Annotated in this window: 17 protein-coding genes; 5 read left to right on the forward strand and 12 right to left on the reverse strand. The window is 52.1% G+C overall.

Going from position 1 to position 13,314, the window contains the following annotated elements:
- Nucleotides 1-100 precede the first annotated feature (100 nt).
- The gene (locus C162_RS14160; protein ID WP_036695116.1) at nucleotides 101-925 is read left to right on the forward strand and encodes a hypothetical protein; all 825 of its coding nucleotides are present in this window, start codon (nucleotides 101-103) and stop codon (nucleotides 923-925) included.
- 14 nt (nucleotides 926-939) lie between these two features.
- Here C162_RS14160 and C162_RS14165 read toward each other — a convergent pair whose 3' ends face one another.
- From C162_RS14165 to C162_RS14190, 7 genes are all read right to left on the reverse strand, one after another.
- Nucleotides 940-1,731 (reverse strand): lipid II flippase Amj family protein, encoded by a 792-nt coding sequence (locus C162_RS14165; RefSeq protein WP_036695117.1) that lies wholly within the window; start codon nucleotides 1,729-1,731, stop codon nucleotides 940-942.
- Between the two features lie 120 nt (nucleotides 1,732-1,851).
- Entirely contained in the window at nucleotides 1,852-2,241 is a 390-nt protein-coding gene (locus C162_RS14170; RefSeq protein WP_235218428.1) for a ribosomal maturation YjgA family protein, read from the reverse strand.
- Between the two features lie 23 nt (nucleotides 2,242-2,264).
- Nucleotides 2,265-2,741 (reverse strand): NUDIX domain-containing protein, encoded by a 477-nt coding sequence (locus C162_RS14175; RefSeq protein ID WP_036695118.1) that lies wholly within the window; start codon nucleotides 2,739-2,741, stop codon nucleotides 2,265-2,267.
- 55 nt (nucleotides 2,742-2,796) lie between these two features.
- A complete protein-coding gene (locus C162_RS14180) occupies nucleotides 2,797-3,129 on the reverse strand; it encodes a DUF4362 domain-containing protein (RefSeq protein ID WP_162174462.1) in 333 nt (110 codons plus the stop codon).
- Nucleotides 3,130-3,448: 319 nt separating this feature from the next.
- The gene (locus C162_RS14185; RefSeq protein ID WP_036695120.1) at nucleotides 3,449-4,036 is read right to left on the reverse strand and encodes a putative ABC transporter permease; all 588 of its coding nucleotides are present in this window, start codon (nucleotides 4,034-4,036) and stop codon (nucleotides 3,449-3,451) included.
- A gap of 323 nt (nucleotides 4,037-4,359) precedes the next feature.
- On the reverse strand, nucleotides 4,360-4,533 hold the full coding sequence (locus C162_RS36615) for a hypothetical protein (RefSeq protein WP_200869204.1): 174 nt from the start codon (nucleotides 4,531-4,533) through the stop codon (nucleotides 4,360-4,362).
- 148 nt (nucleotides 4,534-4,681) lie between these two features.
- Nucleotides 4,682-5,584 carry an ArsR/SmtB family transcription factor gene (locus C162_RS14190; RefSeq protein WP_036695121.1) on the reverse strand — a complete coding sequence of 301 codons (903 nt, stop codon included), beginning with the start codon at nucleotides 5,582-5,584 and terminating at the stop codon, nucleotides 4,682-4,684.
- A 149-nt stretch (nucleotides 5,585-5,733) separates the two neighbouring features.
- Here C162_RS14190 and arfA point away from each other — a divergent pair, with 149 nt between their 5' ends.
- On the forward strand, nucleotides 5,734-7,242 hold the full coding sequence (gene arfA / locus C162_RS14195) for an arabinosylfuranosidase ArfA (protein ID WP_036695122.1): 1,509 nt from the start codon (nucleotides 5,734-5,736) through the stop codon (nucleotides 7,240-7,242).
- Between the two features lie 19 nt (nucleotides 7,243-7,261).
- On the opposite strand, the gene C162_RS14200 is transcribed toward arfA, so the two are convergent.
- From C162_RS14200 to C162_RS14210, 3 genes are all read right to left on the reverse strand, one after another.
- On the reverse strand, nucleotides 7,262-7,951 hold the full coding sequence (locus C162_RS14200) for an LrgB family protein (RefSeq protein ID WP_036695123.1): 690 nt from the start codon (nucleotides 7,949-7,951) through the stop codon (nucleotides 7,262-7,264).
- Nucleotides 7,948-8,364: a CidA/LrgA family protein gene (locus tag C162_RS14205; RefSeq protein ID WP_036695124.1), complete on the reverse strand. Its 417-nt coding sequence runs from the start codon at nucleotides 8,362-8,364 to the stop codon at nucleotides 7,948-7,950. The genes C162_RS14200 and C162_RS14205 overlap by 4 nt, the downstream gene beginning before the upstream one ends.
- Before the next feature lie 207 nt (nucleotides 8,365-8,571).
- Nucleotides 8,572-9,258 carry an NAD(P)H-dependent oxidoreductase gene (locus tag C162_RS14210; protein WP_083677753.1) on the reverse strand — a complete coding sequence of 229 codons (687 nt, stop codon included), beginning with the start codon at nucleotides 9,256-9,258 and terminating at the stop codon, nucleotides 8,572-8,574.
- A 149-nt stretch (nucleotides 9,259-9,407) separates the two neighbouring features.
- Between C162_RS14210 and C162_RS14215 the strand changes: the two genes are divergently transcribed.
- Nucleotides 9,408-9,794: a winged helix-turn-helix transcriptional regulator gene (locus tag C162_RS14215; RefSeq protein ID WP_036695125.1), complete on the forward strand. Its 387-nt coding sequence runs from the start codon at nucleotides 9,408-9,410 to the stop codon at nucleotides 9,792-9,794.
- Nucleotides 9,795-9,855: 61 nt separating this feature from the next.
- Here the strand turns inward: C162_RS14215 and C162_RS14220 are convergent, their stop codons facing one another.
- A complete protein-coding gene (locus C162_RS14220) occupies nucleotides 9,856-10,230 on the reverse strand; it encodes a YkvA family protein (RefSeq protein WP_051493493.1) in 375 nt (124 codons plus the stop codon).
- A gap of 111 nt (nucleotides 10,231-10,341) precedes the next feature.
- A complete protein-coding gene (locus tag C162_RS14225; RefSeq protein WP_036695126.1) occupies nucleotides 10,342-11,304 on the reverse strand; it encodes an acetylxylan esterase in 963 nt (320 codons plus the stop codon).
- 96 nt (nucleotides 11,305-11,400) lie between these two features.
- Here C162_RS14225 and C162_RS14230 point away from each other — a divergent pair, with 96 nt between their 5' ends.
- Both C162_RS14230 and C162_RS14235 read left to right on the forward strand, forming a co-directional pair.
- Nucleotides 11,401-12,240 carry a sugar phosphate isomerase/epimerase family protein gene (locus C162_RS14230; RefSeq protein WP_084648923.1) on the forward strand — a complete coding sequence of 280 codons (840 nt, stop codon included), beginning with the start codon at nucleotides 11,401-11,403 and terminating at the stop codon, nucleotides 12,238-12,240.
- A 126-nt stretch (nucleotides 12,241-12,366) separates the two neighbouring features.
- The coding region (locus tag C162_RS14235; protein WP_036695127.1) for a glycosyltransferase family 4 protein at nucleotides 12,367-13,314 on the forward strand (948 nt) is incomplete at its 3' end.

Here is a 13,314-nt window from a genome sequence, read left to right on the forward strand (position 1 = left end):
AAGCGGGAGAAGCACCTCGCAGGACAGGCAGTTCATGCCTTTCTTGGAGGTGCTTCTTTGTGTCTATTGCCAAAATGAACAATCAGAGGAGCTGAAGTCAATGTTTAGATTCACGAGCTTCACGAATTGGAGAAGTGAGGGAGTTGTTACACCTTTGTCGGGGAGAACTGTACGAAGAATGGCTGTGCTGGTGATCATACTGTCATTGTGGACCTATCCCTTGTCCGGTGTCTCTGCCGATTCCGGGTGGGATGCTGCGCTGGACGAGATTCATAATCTGTACACAGACTATACGGGTCTACAAGCATCGCTGAAGTCTGACCTCCAGCGGAATCAGGAATTGCGCAAGCAGAATAACACTGCCCTTGCCGCCGTGAACAAGCAGCTTCAAGCTACTAACGCCGCTCAGCTCGCCAAGCTTAAGTCTGCCTCGGAAGCCGTGCAGAAGAAGCATGCTCCGCTCCTGGACCAGTACACTGCTCTCAGTAAACAGATTACCACTGCCCGTAAGGCAAACAATCTGAAGAGTGCCACCGTGCTTGAGCTGAAGCGCAATAAGCTGAAGGCTGCCGCTGCCGCAGCACGGGCTGAAGTGAAGAAGGCCGCCTCAGCCTTGGCAGAAGCCAAAGCGTTAACTGCTGCGAAGAACAAGCCGGCTAAGGATGCCCTTGCCCCGATCCCCCTGCTCAAGAAGCAGATTGCCGCCCAAAACAAGCTTTTCTCAGCCGCACAATCAGAGAGAACCGAAGCCGACAAGCGCAACAAAGCCGCTGTCCAGGCGGGAGACGCCACCCAGGCTGCGGCTGCGATGAAGCTGTCTTATAGCCGGATGAAGGAGATCCGTGCTATGGCCGGGCAGTTGTACGGCTGGGAACAACAGATCAGCACGGCGCTCCATGCGGCAGAGCTGAAGCTGCCGAAGTAGCTTATTTCTGAAGCTTAGAGCAGCTTCACCAGCCAGGTGATGATGAAGGCTCCCGGTACCAGCAGGGCTTGGCCCAGCAGCGACCCAAGGAAGCGCGAGCCCATCAGGAGTACATAGATCTTCCCGAGCTGGTCACGGTACTGCGCATTCTCGGTTGCCTTATGAGTGATAATTCCCAGCTGCGGATCGATGAACACCGTCAGCAGTATCGTTGCTATCCCGTTAATCAGGCCCGACGCCTGGGAAGCAGTGGTGCTGAACGCCGGCAACAGCTTGGCCGCATACATTGAGGATAACACGCCTACCGTGTAGAAGGCCGTCACGAAGACATTCATCACAATGAAGCGCTTGGGAATTCCAAGATACCGGAAGCTGCTCAGCCTGACCTTCGGTCTGCGGATATATTTGCGCGTATTCTTGAGCTGGCTGACCGTTACACTTGTCAGAAGCCTGGGAATGGAGCCTTCAATCTCCAGCTTGGAGATCACTCTTGCGAATAGTCCTACGAACGTCGGAAACAACGCAATGGCGATCAATGTACCCAGTGAAGATGCCAGCATAATAATCCGCAGATAGTTGAGCAGCGGGAAGCTGTCGTCAGCTTTGGCATAATCTACGAACTTCGCCGTTAAGGGGCCTTGTACCATATTTGCGGTTCTGGAGACCAGCACGATAATTCCGGTCAGGGATAAGGCGATAGCGATCTTGTTCAGCTTTACTCCGGCAAAACGCACCGAATACGACAAGGTTTCCGCCGTATGAATAATCAGAGTCAACAGACATACCACCAATAAACTATTCGTCATTTACGGTTACTCATCTCCAAATCAGGCAGCATTCGGCAGATGACCGGCATTCTTGTTCCAGATTATTACAGACCGGATCGCCTCACTTAATATATATTCTTCTTCCTATATAATCCAGAATCAATTTTGTAAGATTTGATCAACCATCCAGCAGAACAGGATTCCGGCTGTATACCGGACCAGATCAACCCAGAGGAAGCCGTGGCCGAGAATCAAGCTGCCCAGGGTTGTAGCACGCACATGCAGAATCCACTCTGCCTGATAGAGCTGGCTGAACTCAATTCCGAAGCTGAAGCCCAGGCTAAGGGCAAGCGACATCCATAGCGGATGCCGGACCAGCAGCACCCGGGAAGCAAGATAGATCATCCCTGCCCAGATCGCATCCCCAAAGTGTTCGCTGACAAAGTGCGGCAGCGAGTTCCCGTATGCCCTGGTTCCAAGACCCAGCACAATGGCTAGCAGTACTGCGCCGCAGTAGATCATTCTGGATCGTATTAATGAATTCCGCACTGGAAACTACTCCTTTATTTCTCTCAATCAAATATAACCTTCCTGGGCGCAGCATCATCCCGCACGAACAGCTTCGGGGGATACGGGATGGTTAGCCCGGGCAACTCATCTTCCTTGAAGAACTTCAGCTCCTCCGCCTCCCCGTCCAGGCTTCTGAGCTGGCCTTTAACAATGATACATTCAAATACAATAACCGTGTACTCTACCTGATCTCCATTGCTATATTCATATCTGAATTTCTCACCGCCGAATACACCGATAATCTGTTCAGGCGTCACCATTAAGCCGGTCTCTTCGAACACCTCTCTGCGCAGCGCTCTGGACAGTGTCTCTCCGGGTTCGATAGCTCCGGCCGGAAGGCCCCATAACGTCTCATCCTTTTTACGGATCAGCAGAATTCTGTCCTGTTCATCCCTTACTACTGCCGCTACAGACGGCATCATTAGCAGCCCGTTGCCCGCCTTCCCCCTCAGCTCCCGGTAATACTCAGACATTGACATGAAGCTTCCTCCTGACTTGAATCCAATTAGACCCTATATCCTTCTTAATTCCAGCCTATAGCTCATCCTTGCGGAAAGAAACCGGATGAACCACGAAATCATCCGATTGATTCTCACAGTCCGTCAGCTCTACCCTATAGTATTCCTTAGTCTCGGCAAGCCGGATCGCTCTGCATACATACTCAATCTTCCCGCCGTCTCCTGCCCAGTCCCGGCTGTTGTCCACCGTCCAGTGCAGTACCCTGCCATCGTTGTAGAAATCATGAATATACGGCCCGCTGTCAACACCCCACTGAAGCATGGTGAAGTTATCTCCCTTGCCTTCCTTAAATCTATGTATCATTTCTGTAATTCTGTCCAAATCCAGCTGATCAAAATGTGTAATCAAGTTCCGCTGATCCCTAACCAGAGGGACAGGCTTGTTGACTTCCCGTATCAGCAATAGTGAGAGTACCGCAATAAGTAGCGTTTCAAGAATTATAATAGCCCGGCTGTATTTGCTGAAAAAGTTGTTCATGTTCCCTCCCGCTCCAAGGTTTATGGATAAACCGGGTTAGCACTATATTTGACATGGTTGTATGATATTCCTTGTCTGACGTACAATTGTGATAGCAAAAGGTTATATAACGCAAAAATATCTCCAGCCATAAGGCGGAGATATCTGTGGGTTCTTTGTAATTTTCATGTTTCCACTCTTCACTAACTCTTCAACCTTCGCCAAGCTCTGGTGGTTCCAACAGATGATCCAACAATTGCAGCCCGCGGCGGCGGGTGCGGAAGGTCCACAGCAGATCCGCTGTGAATAGCAGCAGGGCGATGGGCAGCACTGGTATCCATACCCGTTCCAAATACAGGTAGAGGAAGTTTACCAGCGGTTGCAGGCCATAGAGGCAAAGTAGTGACAGTCCCCACCAATAAAGCGAGAATTTCAGGCAGATATGCCCTTGCAGCTGAAACGGCATCCCTGAATAATCCCACCACTGTCTGCGAAAGATCCCCTTAAGCAGCCAGCCGCTGACAAACTCAACCGCCGAAGGGACAATCAGCGCAAGCAGCAGGAGTAACGGAAAGGGAAGCGAAATTTCATGTGCTGCAAGCAGTAGTAAAGGGGCGCAGCCATACATCGGCTTGAATGGCCCTTTGAGGAAGCCTTCTTTCCGAAAGGTCCCAGTGCTGTAGAGGTTATAGCTGCCTTCAAGGACCCATCCCAAGAACGAATATACAGTGAAATAGAACAGATAGGGGCTTGCCGCAGCCACCATACTGTAACTTTGCTGTAAAAGTAAAGGTGTCATCGTAGTTATTCCCGCCTCCGGTCCCAATTATTTTCCAATTGGAGCTAGTATGTCTCCAAGAACCGGACATTATGACGGGAATATCTGGCGGACCTGCACATGGCTGACCCTGTTAAGATGCTGCTGTTTTATTCAATTTTCAGGCGGTTCCTCATGTTTCTCCATCAGCATGCTAATAAAACTTCCTGCCTTTGGGCCAGCACATTGTGTTCGGTTTTTCGCATACATTTTAGGCTTCTCATTAGAAAAAGACTGTCCCCGGAGGAACAGTCTGCTACGTGCACATGCTTTATACCCTATGCCTTAGCCTTATACCCACTCCCCTAATTCTTAGGAAGCGGGTCAGGATGGGCGGTTTCTGCCGGTTTGGCTTCCCAATCATCGGCTTCCGGTTCAATATCCACACCGTTTTCTATCTTTTTTCGTTCTGCGAGTGAATCCCCGTCTTTATTCTCCTTGTTGCGGATGTCTGCTTCGTTACCTGAATGATCTGACATGTGAATTCCTCCTTGTATGCAAGTTGTGCGCGATTTGGATTACTTAGTTATAGTTACCCGCGGACCCCTTTTGCAAACATCCCATCCGAACAAAGCTCATTTTCCTTGTCTTTTCCATATCGCTTGCCATTCGGCAGACAGGTCCCTCTTACTCATAATATACACGAAACACAATGTCCTGCTCATAATTCCCGAAGCCGCGCCCGAATAACGTTAAGCCGCCCCGCCTTCGGGTGGTGTCTTCTGCCGTGAACCTGAAGCTCCACTGGTCCTCCTGCCAGCCCACCTGATCAATGGTAACTGCCGATATCTGCTGGCCGTCTATATAAGTGCCCCCTGTATTAATTCTGAGCACCTTCAGCAGCCCGTACTGGTTCACATCCGATTTCCACCAGGCAGGAGTCAGCCGGCCTCTCATTACGCCGAAGTCACCGGGGCTGGTCCATTTGCCAAGCGAAATGCCATTCATCATAAAAGAGATATCCGAAGGCCACTTCTCGTTCACACTCGGCGCCTCCGAACCGATCTCCATTGAAAGCTCAATCTCCTGCACCGTCTGATCCATGAACAGATAATTCGGAACTTTATATTCCGCATATCCCTTGGCGAACCAGAGAATGCCGGCATCCACCCGTTGCGGGTCCAGGAAATAACGCGGGTCGTCATAATACCCGATCAGCTTCTCAGTGGTGGCAATGCCGCAGGTCGGAGAGGCTTCAAGATCGGTGTAATGCCCGACAGGGACAGAGACCTCGACCACCTTACGGGCGATTCCTTTGGCCCCGGATAATTTAATCTGCAAGAAATTCGCAGAAAGTGAGCAGAATTTATAAGTCCCCCCATCGATCCGCTTCATCTGGGAGCTGACGATGCCCGCCTTCTGCAGCTTCGCTACATGCGAGCTTACAATGGCGCTGCTGAGATACAGCCTGGCTGCAATCTCCTTGATATGCATCTCCTCGTTGCTAAGCAGATCGATGATCCGCAGCCGCACTTCGCTGGCAAGTGCTTCATAGACCTTCAGCGATTCGGAATCTGTGGTTAAATACATCGGTGGCCCTCCGCGCTCTTTGAATTAGTTATTATGTTAATCCTGAAATTAGTTATTGCTTAGTATACCCTGTAATTCGTATCATGTAATCATAAACGGGCTTGTACGATTAGCTATTTCATTAATCTAACACAAAGGAGATTCTAACTATGAGCATTCAATCCAAGATGATTATCGACAAAGACTTTAAGCTGGCCGAGGTAGATCCAAGGCTGTATGGTTCCTTCATTGAACATTTGGGCCGGGCCGTATATGGCGGAATCTATGAGCCGGGACATCCTACCGCTGATGCGAACGGATTCCGCGGTGATGCCCTTCAGGCTATTAAGGCACTACGTGTACCAATCATCCGTTATCCGGGAGGCAACTTCGTATCCGGCTATAACTGGGAAGACGGCGTTGGTCCCAAGGAGGAACGGAAGCGCTCTCTTGAACTTGCCTGGTGGGTTACAGAGACTAATCAGGTAGGCACGAATGAATTCGCTGATTGGGCCAAGCTGGCCGGTTCCGAAGTGATGATGGCAGTGAACCTCGGCACACGCGGGATCGATGCTGCAAGGAATCTGGTCGAGTACTGCAACCATCCCTCCGGCTCTTACTGGAGTGACCTGCGGATCTCCCATGGTTACAAGGCTCCGCACAATTTCCGCACCTGGTGTCTGGGTAATGAAATGGACGGTCCTTGGCAGATTGGAGCCAAGACTGCCGTCGAATACGGAAGGCTCGCCAATGAGACCGCCAAAGCGATGCGCTGGGTTGATCCTTCCCTGGAGCTTGTCGCCTGCGGCAGCTCGGGCAGCAATATGAGTACTTTTGCCGAATGGGAAGCTACAGTTCTGGATCTCACCTACGATAATGTCGATTTCCTCTCGCTGCACACTTACTACAATAACAATGATGGAGACACAGCGAACTTCCTGGCCCAATCGCTCGATATGGATCAGTTCATCGACAGCGTAGCAGCAGTATGTGATTATATCAAGGCTAAGAAGAAAAGCAAGAAAAAGATTTACCTCTCCCTCGATGAATGGAATGTGTGGAAGTCGCAGGGTTCTAGCCGTGCTGAGCAGCACTGGCAGATTGCACCGCCTGAATTCGAGGATGTCTATACACTGGAGGATGCGCTGGTGGTGGGCTGCTGCCTGATCAGCCTGCTCAAGCATGCAGACCGGGTCAAGATGGCTTGTATCGCCCAGCTCATTAATGTCATTGCACCGATTATGACGGAGGACGGCGGACCGCTCTGGCTGCAGACTACTTATTATCCTTACATGCATGCCTCCATCTACGGCCGGGGAACGGTGCTTCACCCGCTGATTACAAGCTCGAAATATGATTCCAAGGATTTCACCGACGTTCCATATCTGGAAGCGGTCAGTGTATATAACGAGGAGCTGAACGAGGTTACTGTGTTTGCAGTGAACCGCCATCTGAGCGAAGGCATGGAGCTGGCGGTTGATCTGCGGAGCTTCGGCGCTGTAGAGGTTATTCAGCACACGATTCTTGAGAATGAGGATCTTCAGGCGGCCAATACCCGCTCCAACCCGTCGAATGTGCTTCCGCACAACCGGGGAACGGCAGCCGCAGACGGCGGCCGGGTAAGTGCAATGCTTCCAGCGGCTTCCTGGAATGTGATCCGGCTGCGTGTCAACGGCTGATTACTGAAGGCCTGCAAGCTTAATGGTACATGATCCAGGCGACTAGCGGTCCGGCAATGGAGCCGACAATAGCGCATACGGTCATGGCTACAGAGCTCATGGACACTGACTCCTCGCCGTATTCCAGCGCTTTGGCTGTGCCGAGGGCATGGGAAGCTGTGCCCAGGCCAATGCCGATCCCCGACTCGCTGCGGATTCTGAACAGCTTGATAATATAGGGGCCGCCAATCGCTCCGGTGAAGCCGGCAACCATCACGAAGACGGAGGTCAGCGATGAATCTCCGCCGAGATTACTGGAGATCTGGATCGCTACAGCGGTGGTAATCGACTTAGGCAGAATAGACAGCACATACAGCTTAGAGAAGCCGAGTCCGGCTGCCATCAGCAGTCCGCTGAACATTCCGACCATAAGTCCGGTGACCGTTCCGCCGAGAATGGCAGGGAGATTCTTCCACAGCACATGCCGCTGTTTGTATAAGGGATAAGCAAGCGATACTACCGCTGGTCCCAGCAGCCGGTTAATCCAGTCGCCGCCGATCATATAAGTCTCATAAGAGATATGGAAGCCCATGAGCAGCACAACAACCGTGAACGTTGCCGTCAGTGCAGGCAGCAGAACCGGAAGACGGTAGCGTTTGTACAGTATGGACATGACCAGATAGATCACTACGTTCATCAGCACGAAGCCAACGGCCAGAAGAATTCTCATGCTTCCTTCCCCTTCCCGTGGAGATTACGGGCACGGTACGTCCGGCGTGTTAGACGTTTGACGCTGCGGGCGGCAATCCACTGGCTGGAATGTGCCGTAACAACCATGGTCAGCACACTGCTGATGACGAGAATGCCGATCAGGAGCAGCCCTCTTCCGCTGAAGATATCGAGATGGTTCATAATGCCCGCGGTGGCGGGGATGAAGAACATGGGCAGATACGCCAGTATAAAGGACGAGCCGTTCTCAATCAGCTTCACGGGCACAATCTTAAGCAGCAGCAGGACGAACAGCAGCAACAGTCCCACGATACTGCCTGGAATCGGCAAATGCAGCAGCTCTTGCAGATAGTCTCCGGCCAGGAAGAACACATACAGCAAGCAGACTTCGGCGATAATACGGATGATTTTCATAATGCAGGAATCCCTTCAGTCTTGAAATGACGATCTTAAGCAGCCGCTCACCGGCAGCAAGTTGACCTCCTAAGAGTAGCAGAATTTTCAGTAAATTTTCAATAAGTTTTCGACTCTTCTATGTACTTTCATAACGGTAATCAAAGAAACGGATGACGCCCTGAGGGGCAGCATCCGTTTTGTATTAGGTTCTCATGATTTAGATTCCTATATCCACTCTACCACCTGAGCAGCGGTCCGCCGGGTCTTGGGACGCGGCTCGCCGGTGCGGTAGCCGAAGGCTACCATGCAGGCCAGCCCGAAATGTTCAGGGTCCATAATCCCCTCGTGGGCCAGAAGCTTCTCCATCTTCAGCTTATCGAAGCCTTCAATTGGACAGGAATCGATGCCAATCAGCGCGGCTGCGGTCATCATATTGCCAAGGGGCAGATACGTCTGACGTGCCCCCCACTCGAAGATCGCCCGCTCATTACCAGCCAGGCCGAAATCGTTTTTCAGGAATGCATCGAAGACCCGCTGCTTGCCCTCTGCAATCTCAACCGGCAGCTTCTGTACCTCCGACATCATACTCTGAATATATTCTGAGTCAGCTGCCAGATCACGCGGCTGTCTGGCCAGAATAAGCACGAAATGGCTTGCGGTCGGAAGCTGCTTCTGGGCGCCCCAGGCGTATGGCAGCAGCTTTTGCCGGAGCTCCGGGTTCTGAACAACTACAAACTTCCAGGGCTCGAACCCGAACGAACTCGGTGACAGGCGTCCCGTCTCCAGAATGAAGCCGAAATCCTCCCCGCTGATCTTCCTGCTGCTGTCGAATTCTTTGGTCGCATGTCTGTACTCGTAGGCTGCCAAAATCTGCTCTTTCGTCATTTCACTTACTGTGCTTGTGTTCTCCATCCTCCATACTCCCTTTCTGTGTACCATTCATGATAAGGAATTGACGTTTTCCTGTTCCCATGCCTATAGTAATGGATATACAATACATTTAGAAGTACGCACATTTTTGTGATGTAGTATACAAAATGATACTAAGGAGCGTGTTCGTGATGCGCGACCGTAAAGGCGGTTTCGGCACCTGCCCTGATGGCAATGCCTTTGCTTGTCCTGTAGAATTCACCCTCGATGTCATCGGCGGCAAATGGAAAGGTGTACTCTTGTACCATATGATGGATTCTACAGTCCGGTTCAATGAATTCCGCCGCATCTGCCCCGCCATCACCCAGCGCATGCTAACACTGCAGCTCCGCGAGCTGGAGGAGGATGGCGTCGTTCACCGTGAGGTCTATCATCAGGTGCCGCCAAAGGTCGAATACTCCTTGACCGAATTCGGCCGCTCTCTGATTCCGATCATCAAGCTGATGAGAGATTGGGGTCTGGAGTACCAGGCGAAGCAGCAGAGTTCTGAGAGTCCGGCTATAGACACCGGAGTGTAGCAGGGCATAGCAAAATAGGGATGCAGCCACCCGCTGCATCCCTTCGCTGTCTTCCAGCCTATTACGAATCCTCGAAGAACTCCTCCGCCTTCTGTTTATGCTCCTCCTTGACCTGTCCGGCAATAGCCCGGATGCCCGCCGCCATGACGGCAGCATCGTCTGTGAAGCCCAAGCCGATCAGCGCATCGGGAATGGCATCGATCGGGGAAATGAAATAAGCCAGCGCTCCAAAGGCAATCCCTTTCGCCCATAGCGGTGTTTTGGCATCCATAGCACAGTAGTACATGGCTATCGCTTCTCTGGTGAAGGGGATTTTACCAGCGGCTTTCCTGGTTTTGCTCCAGAAGCTCTTTTTCACAAGCTCCTCATTCTTCTTGTCATACTCAAAGCTCTCCACCAATACTCCCGCCGGCAGCTTACCTGTCTGATTGTCCATCCGTAGTTCCCTCCCGGTGATTAGACTGCCTACCTATGACCTCGTGCCAACCCTTACTATATCTTCACACCATTCCCTTGCGGCTAATCACTGTGGCCTGTACCACTTCACTTAGGAGCCCAGATGCTCCTGGAAGAACAGTGCCGTCTGTCTGTTCTGGAATTCGCTCACCTCATGCCCGGAGAACGGATAATCCTTAATCTCCTTAGGCGACTCTATCCGGTTATAAGCGGCATAGATCGTCTCCGGCATACATACCGTATCCTTCCAGCCTACAGACATCAGGACAGGGACAGTGAAGCGGTGAGCCAGATTGACGATGTCGAAAAAGGCCAGGTTCTGAAGCGTACGCTCCAGATGCTCCGGATAGCGCTTCAGGTAATCCGCAATCTCTGTGAGTGAGCTGGTGGAATTCAGCACTCCGAAATCCAGACGGCACAGATTAGGAATGTCTGCGGCTACCGCCGCCACGCGGTGGCTGAGCGCCCCTGCCAACAGAGCGATCCCCCCGCCCTGGCTGGCTCCTGTAATCGCAATGCGCGCCGGATCAACCCCGGGCAGCTGCGCTGCCGTCTCAATGGCCCGCACTGTATCTATGGCTAATGCCAGATAATAGGATTGCTCCTTCTCCAGCAGCCCCTGGCTGATCCAGCCTCTCACTATACCGTGCTCCTGCGGCAGCAGATTGCCTGTCTCGCCAAGCTGTCCCCGTACATCTACGGCCAGGACAGTGTATCCAAGCAGCACGAAATGTGCGTAGCGTTCAGGATATCCCCGGTCTCCGGTGTAACCTGGAAAGGTGACGATACACGGCCGGTCTCCCGTGCCCTCTGTATCACCAGCAGGCTGGATATACCAGGCATTGATCGTAGTCTCCCCATAGCTCATGTAGCTGACCTTGCTCACCTTCATGCCCGGATACGGGGTCTTCTCAGGGGTAATCGTCACCTCCAGCGGCTGTTCCTCATCTTCTGCGAGCAGATCATTCCAGAATTCATCAATCGTCTCCCGGTCCAGTGTCGGCTCCGGCCGGCAGTTCTCAAGCTCTTGCTTACGCACTTCTATTGCGTTCATCTCAATTCCTCCTGTATCGCTTGCATTCTTTAACCTTGCATGTCTATGTAAGCGTCATTAATATTATAGATATAAATTCATTGAATTCCAAAGGAGTTGTTTATTATTCGTTACGGAACGTTAGCACATACTGCCGGCTGCCTGCCGCTTAAGGAATTGACTTCCACTCTTCAGACCTACAATATTGATTTCGTACAGCTCGCTCTGTCCAAAGCCATACAGGATATCGACCTCTCCCCGGGCAAGCTGAGTCCTGGACTAGCTTCCTATATCGCTGAGCAATTCGACAAGGCCGGTATCCGCATCGGTGTGCTTGGCTGCTACATCAATCCGATTCACCCTGATCCTGCGGTCCGCCGGGCGGAGATTGACCGCTTCAAGGAGCATCTGCGCTATGCCCGCCTGTTCGGTGCCCCTATGGTCGCCACGGAGACTGGAGCACTTACGACCTTCCAGGAGCTCGACCCTTACCGCTATGAGGAGCTCGGCTGGGATGCCCTTAAGGCAACGGTCGAGGAACTGGCAGAGGAGGCGGAGAAGTGGGGCATATTCTTAGGGCTTGAAGGCGTCAGCACCCATACCCTGTCCTCTCCAGCCAAAATGCGGCGCATCCTCGATGAGGTGCCCTCCAGCTCCATCGGTGTTGTATTCGATCCGTGCAACCTGATCGGTGAAGAGATTCATCTCCAGGATGAGATCGTCGATCAATCCTTCAGTCTGTTCGGCGACCGGATCATCCTCGCCCATCTCAAAGGAATCTATGAGGACGGCGGACGCATTCGTCACGGCGCTCCCGGAGCCGGGCTGTTCCACACCGCTGAGTTCCTGGACAAGCTTGAGGCGCAGAAGCCGATGATCGATGTCTCGCTTGAGGATGTCACTAGCCTGGAGATCCAAGATTGCGTGAACCTGCTGCGCAACCTGCGCAATTCGTGATCATCCGGCCATAACCCCATTTCCTCCAAAAGTACCGCATAGCGGTACTTTTCGCTTTTCACTGAATAAAATAGTATACCTATCGCATTGTTGCAGGGCGATTGTGCAGAAAGGAAGGGATCAAAGATGCGGTTCACTTTCCCCATTCTTACCTTATGCCATGGCGGGGCACAACGCATGCTCGTGGAGCTTACGAACGGTCTTACGGCCCGGGGCCACCAGGTTGTGATTGTCATGCCGCTGGGAGGGGATGTTTCTTATGACGTCCGTTCCACTCTGCTGATTACCGACTACACACTGCTCCGTGAATCCGATTTTCCGGTCAGTGATATCATCGTCTCTAACTTCTACACCACGGTTCCGGTCTCACAGGCAGCCAGCCTGAACGGCAAAGGCATGCATATCCGCCTCTCCCTGTGCTATGAACCTCTTTTTTTGCCGCAGAGCGAGATATCCTTCCCCTCCTACCATATTACCGATAAACTAATTGTCCTCTCCAGATGGCAGCAGGAGTTGATTAGACTGGGCCACGGAATCAGCGGAAGCATTGTGCCGGTAGGGATCAGCGCTTCATTCCGAAACATGAATATCCGCAAGGAGCTTCAGGAGCCGCTGAACATAACAGCGATCCTGCGCAAGGTGGAGAACGGGTTCTCCTGGCACCGCGAGCAGGATTATCTGGTGAATCAGCTGGATATCGTGAAGCAGCACTTCCCGTGGGTCAATATCAATTTCATCAGTCCGCCGGATGAATGCTTCAGTTCCGAATCCCTGAGAAGAATGATGGACAGCGGCAAATACCGCTTCTTCACCCCGCTCAATGACGAGGAGCTATGCTATCACTATAACGGTGCTGATATTTTTGTCAGCTCTAGTATTTTCGACACCGGTTCATTGCCAGGACTTGAAGCGATGCGCTGCGGGGCGGCGTTAGTCTCCGTCTATTCGGGAGGAAATCTGGAGTATGCCCGCCATGAGGAGAACTGCCTGTTGTCCTACCGGTATGAGAACCGGCTTGCGGCGGGTGTGATGCGGCTTATTCAAGATCCCGTACTCAAGAGCCGGATCGCCGCA

This window comes from Paenibacillus sp. FSL R7-269 (genome assembly GCF_000517865.1).
GTDB lineage: Bacteria > Bacillota > Bacilli > Paenibacillales > Paenibacillaceae > Paenibacillus_AQ.

What these genes read in the sequence shown, in the direction of transcription:
- C162_RS14185 (WP_036695120.1), bottom strand. Translation starts at nt 4,036, where the DNA reads ATGACACCTTTACTTTTACAGCAAAGTTACAGTATGGTGGCTGCGGCA.
- C162_RS14190 (WP_036695121.1), bottom strand. Translation starts at nt 5,584, where the DNA reads ATGTATTTAACCACAGATTCCGAATCGCTGAAGGTCTATGAAGCACTT.
- C162_RS14210 (WP_083677753.1), bottom strand. Translation starts at nt 9,258, where the DNA reads ATGGAGAACACAAGCACAGTAAGTGAAATGACGAAAGAGCAGATTTTG.
- C162_RS14220 (WP_051493493.1), bottom strand. Translation starts at nt 10,230, where the DNA reads ATGGACAATCAGACAGGTAAGCTGCCGGCGGGAGTATTGGTGGAGAGC.
- C162_RS36615 (WP_200869204.1), bottom strand. Translation starts at nt 4,533, where the DNA reads ATGTCAGATCATTCAGGTAACGAAGCAGACATCCGCAACAAGGAGAAT.
- C162_RS14225 (WP_036695126.1), bottom strand. Translation starts at nt 11,304, where the DNA reads ATGAACGCAATAGAAGTGCGTAAGCAAGAGCTTGAGAACTGCCGGCCG.
- C162_RS14205 (WP_036695124.1), bottom strand. Translation starts at nt 8,364, where the DNA reads ATGAAAATCATCCGTATTATCGCCGAAGTCTGCTTGCTGTATGTGTTC.
- C162_RS14200 (WP_036695123.1), bottom strand. Translation starts at nt 7,951, where the DNA reads ATGAGAATTCTTCTGGCCGTTGGCTTCGTGCTGATGAACGTAGTGATC.
- C162_RS14175 (WP_036695118.1), bottom strand. Translation starts at nt 2,741, where the DNA reads ATGTCAATGTCTGAGTATTACCGGGAGCTGAGGGGGAAGGCGGGCAAC.
- C162_RS14165 (WP_036695117.1), bottom strand. Translation starts at nt 1,731, where the DNA reads ATGACGAATAGTTTATTGGTGGTATGTCTGTTGACTCTGATTATTCAT.
- arfA (WP_036695122.1), top strand. Translation starts at nt 5,734, where the DNA reads ATGAGCATTCAATCCAAGATGATTATCGACAAAGACTTTAAGCTGGCC.
- C162_RS14160 (WP_036695116.1), top strand. Translation starts at nt 101, where the DNA reads ATGTTTAGATTCACGAGCTTCACGAATTGGAGAAGTGAGGGAGTTGTT.
- C162_RS14215 (WP_036695125.1), top strand. Translation starts at nt 9,408, where the DNA reads ATGCGCGACCGTAAAGGCGGTTTCGGCACCTGCCCTGATGGCAATGCC.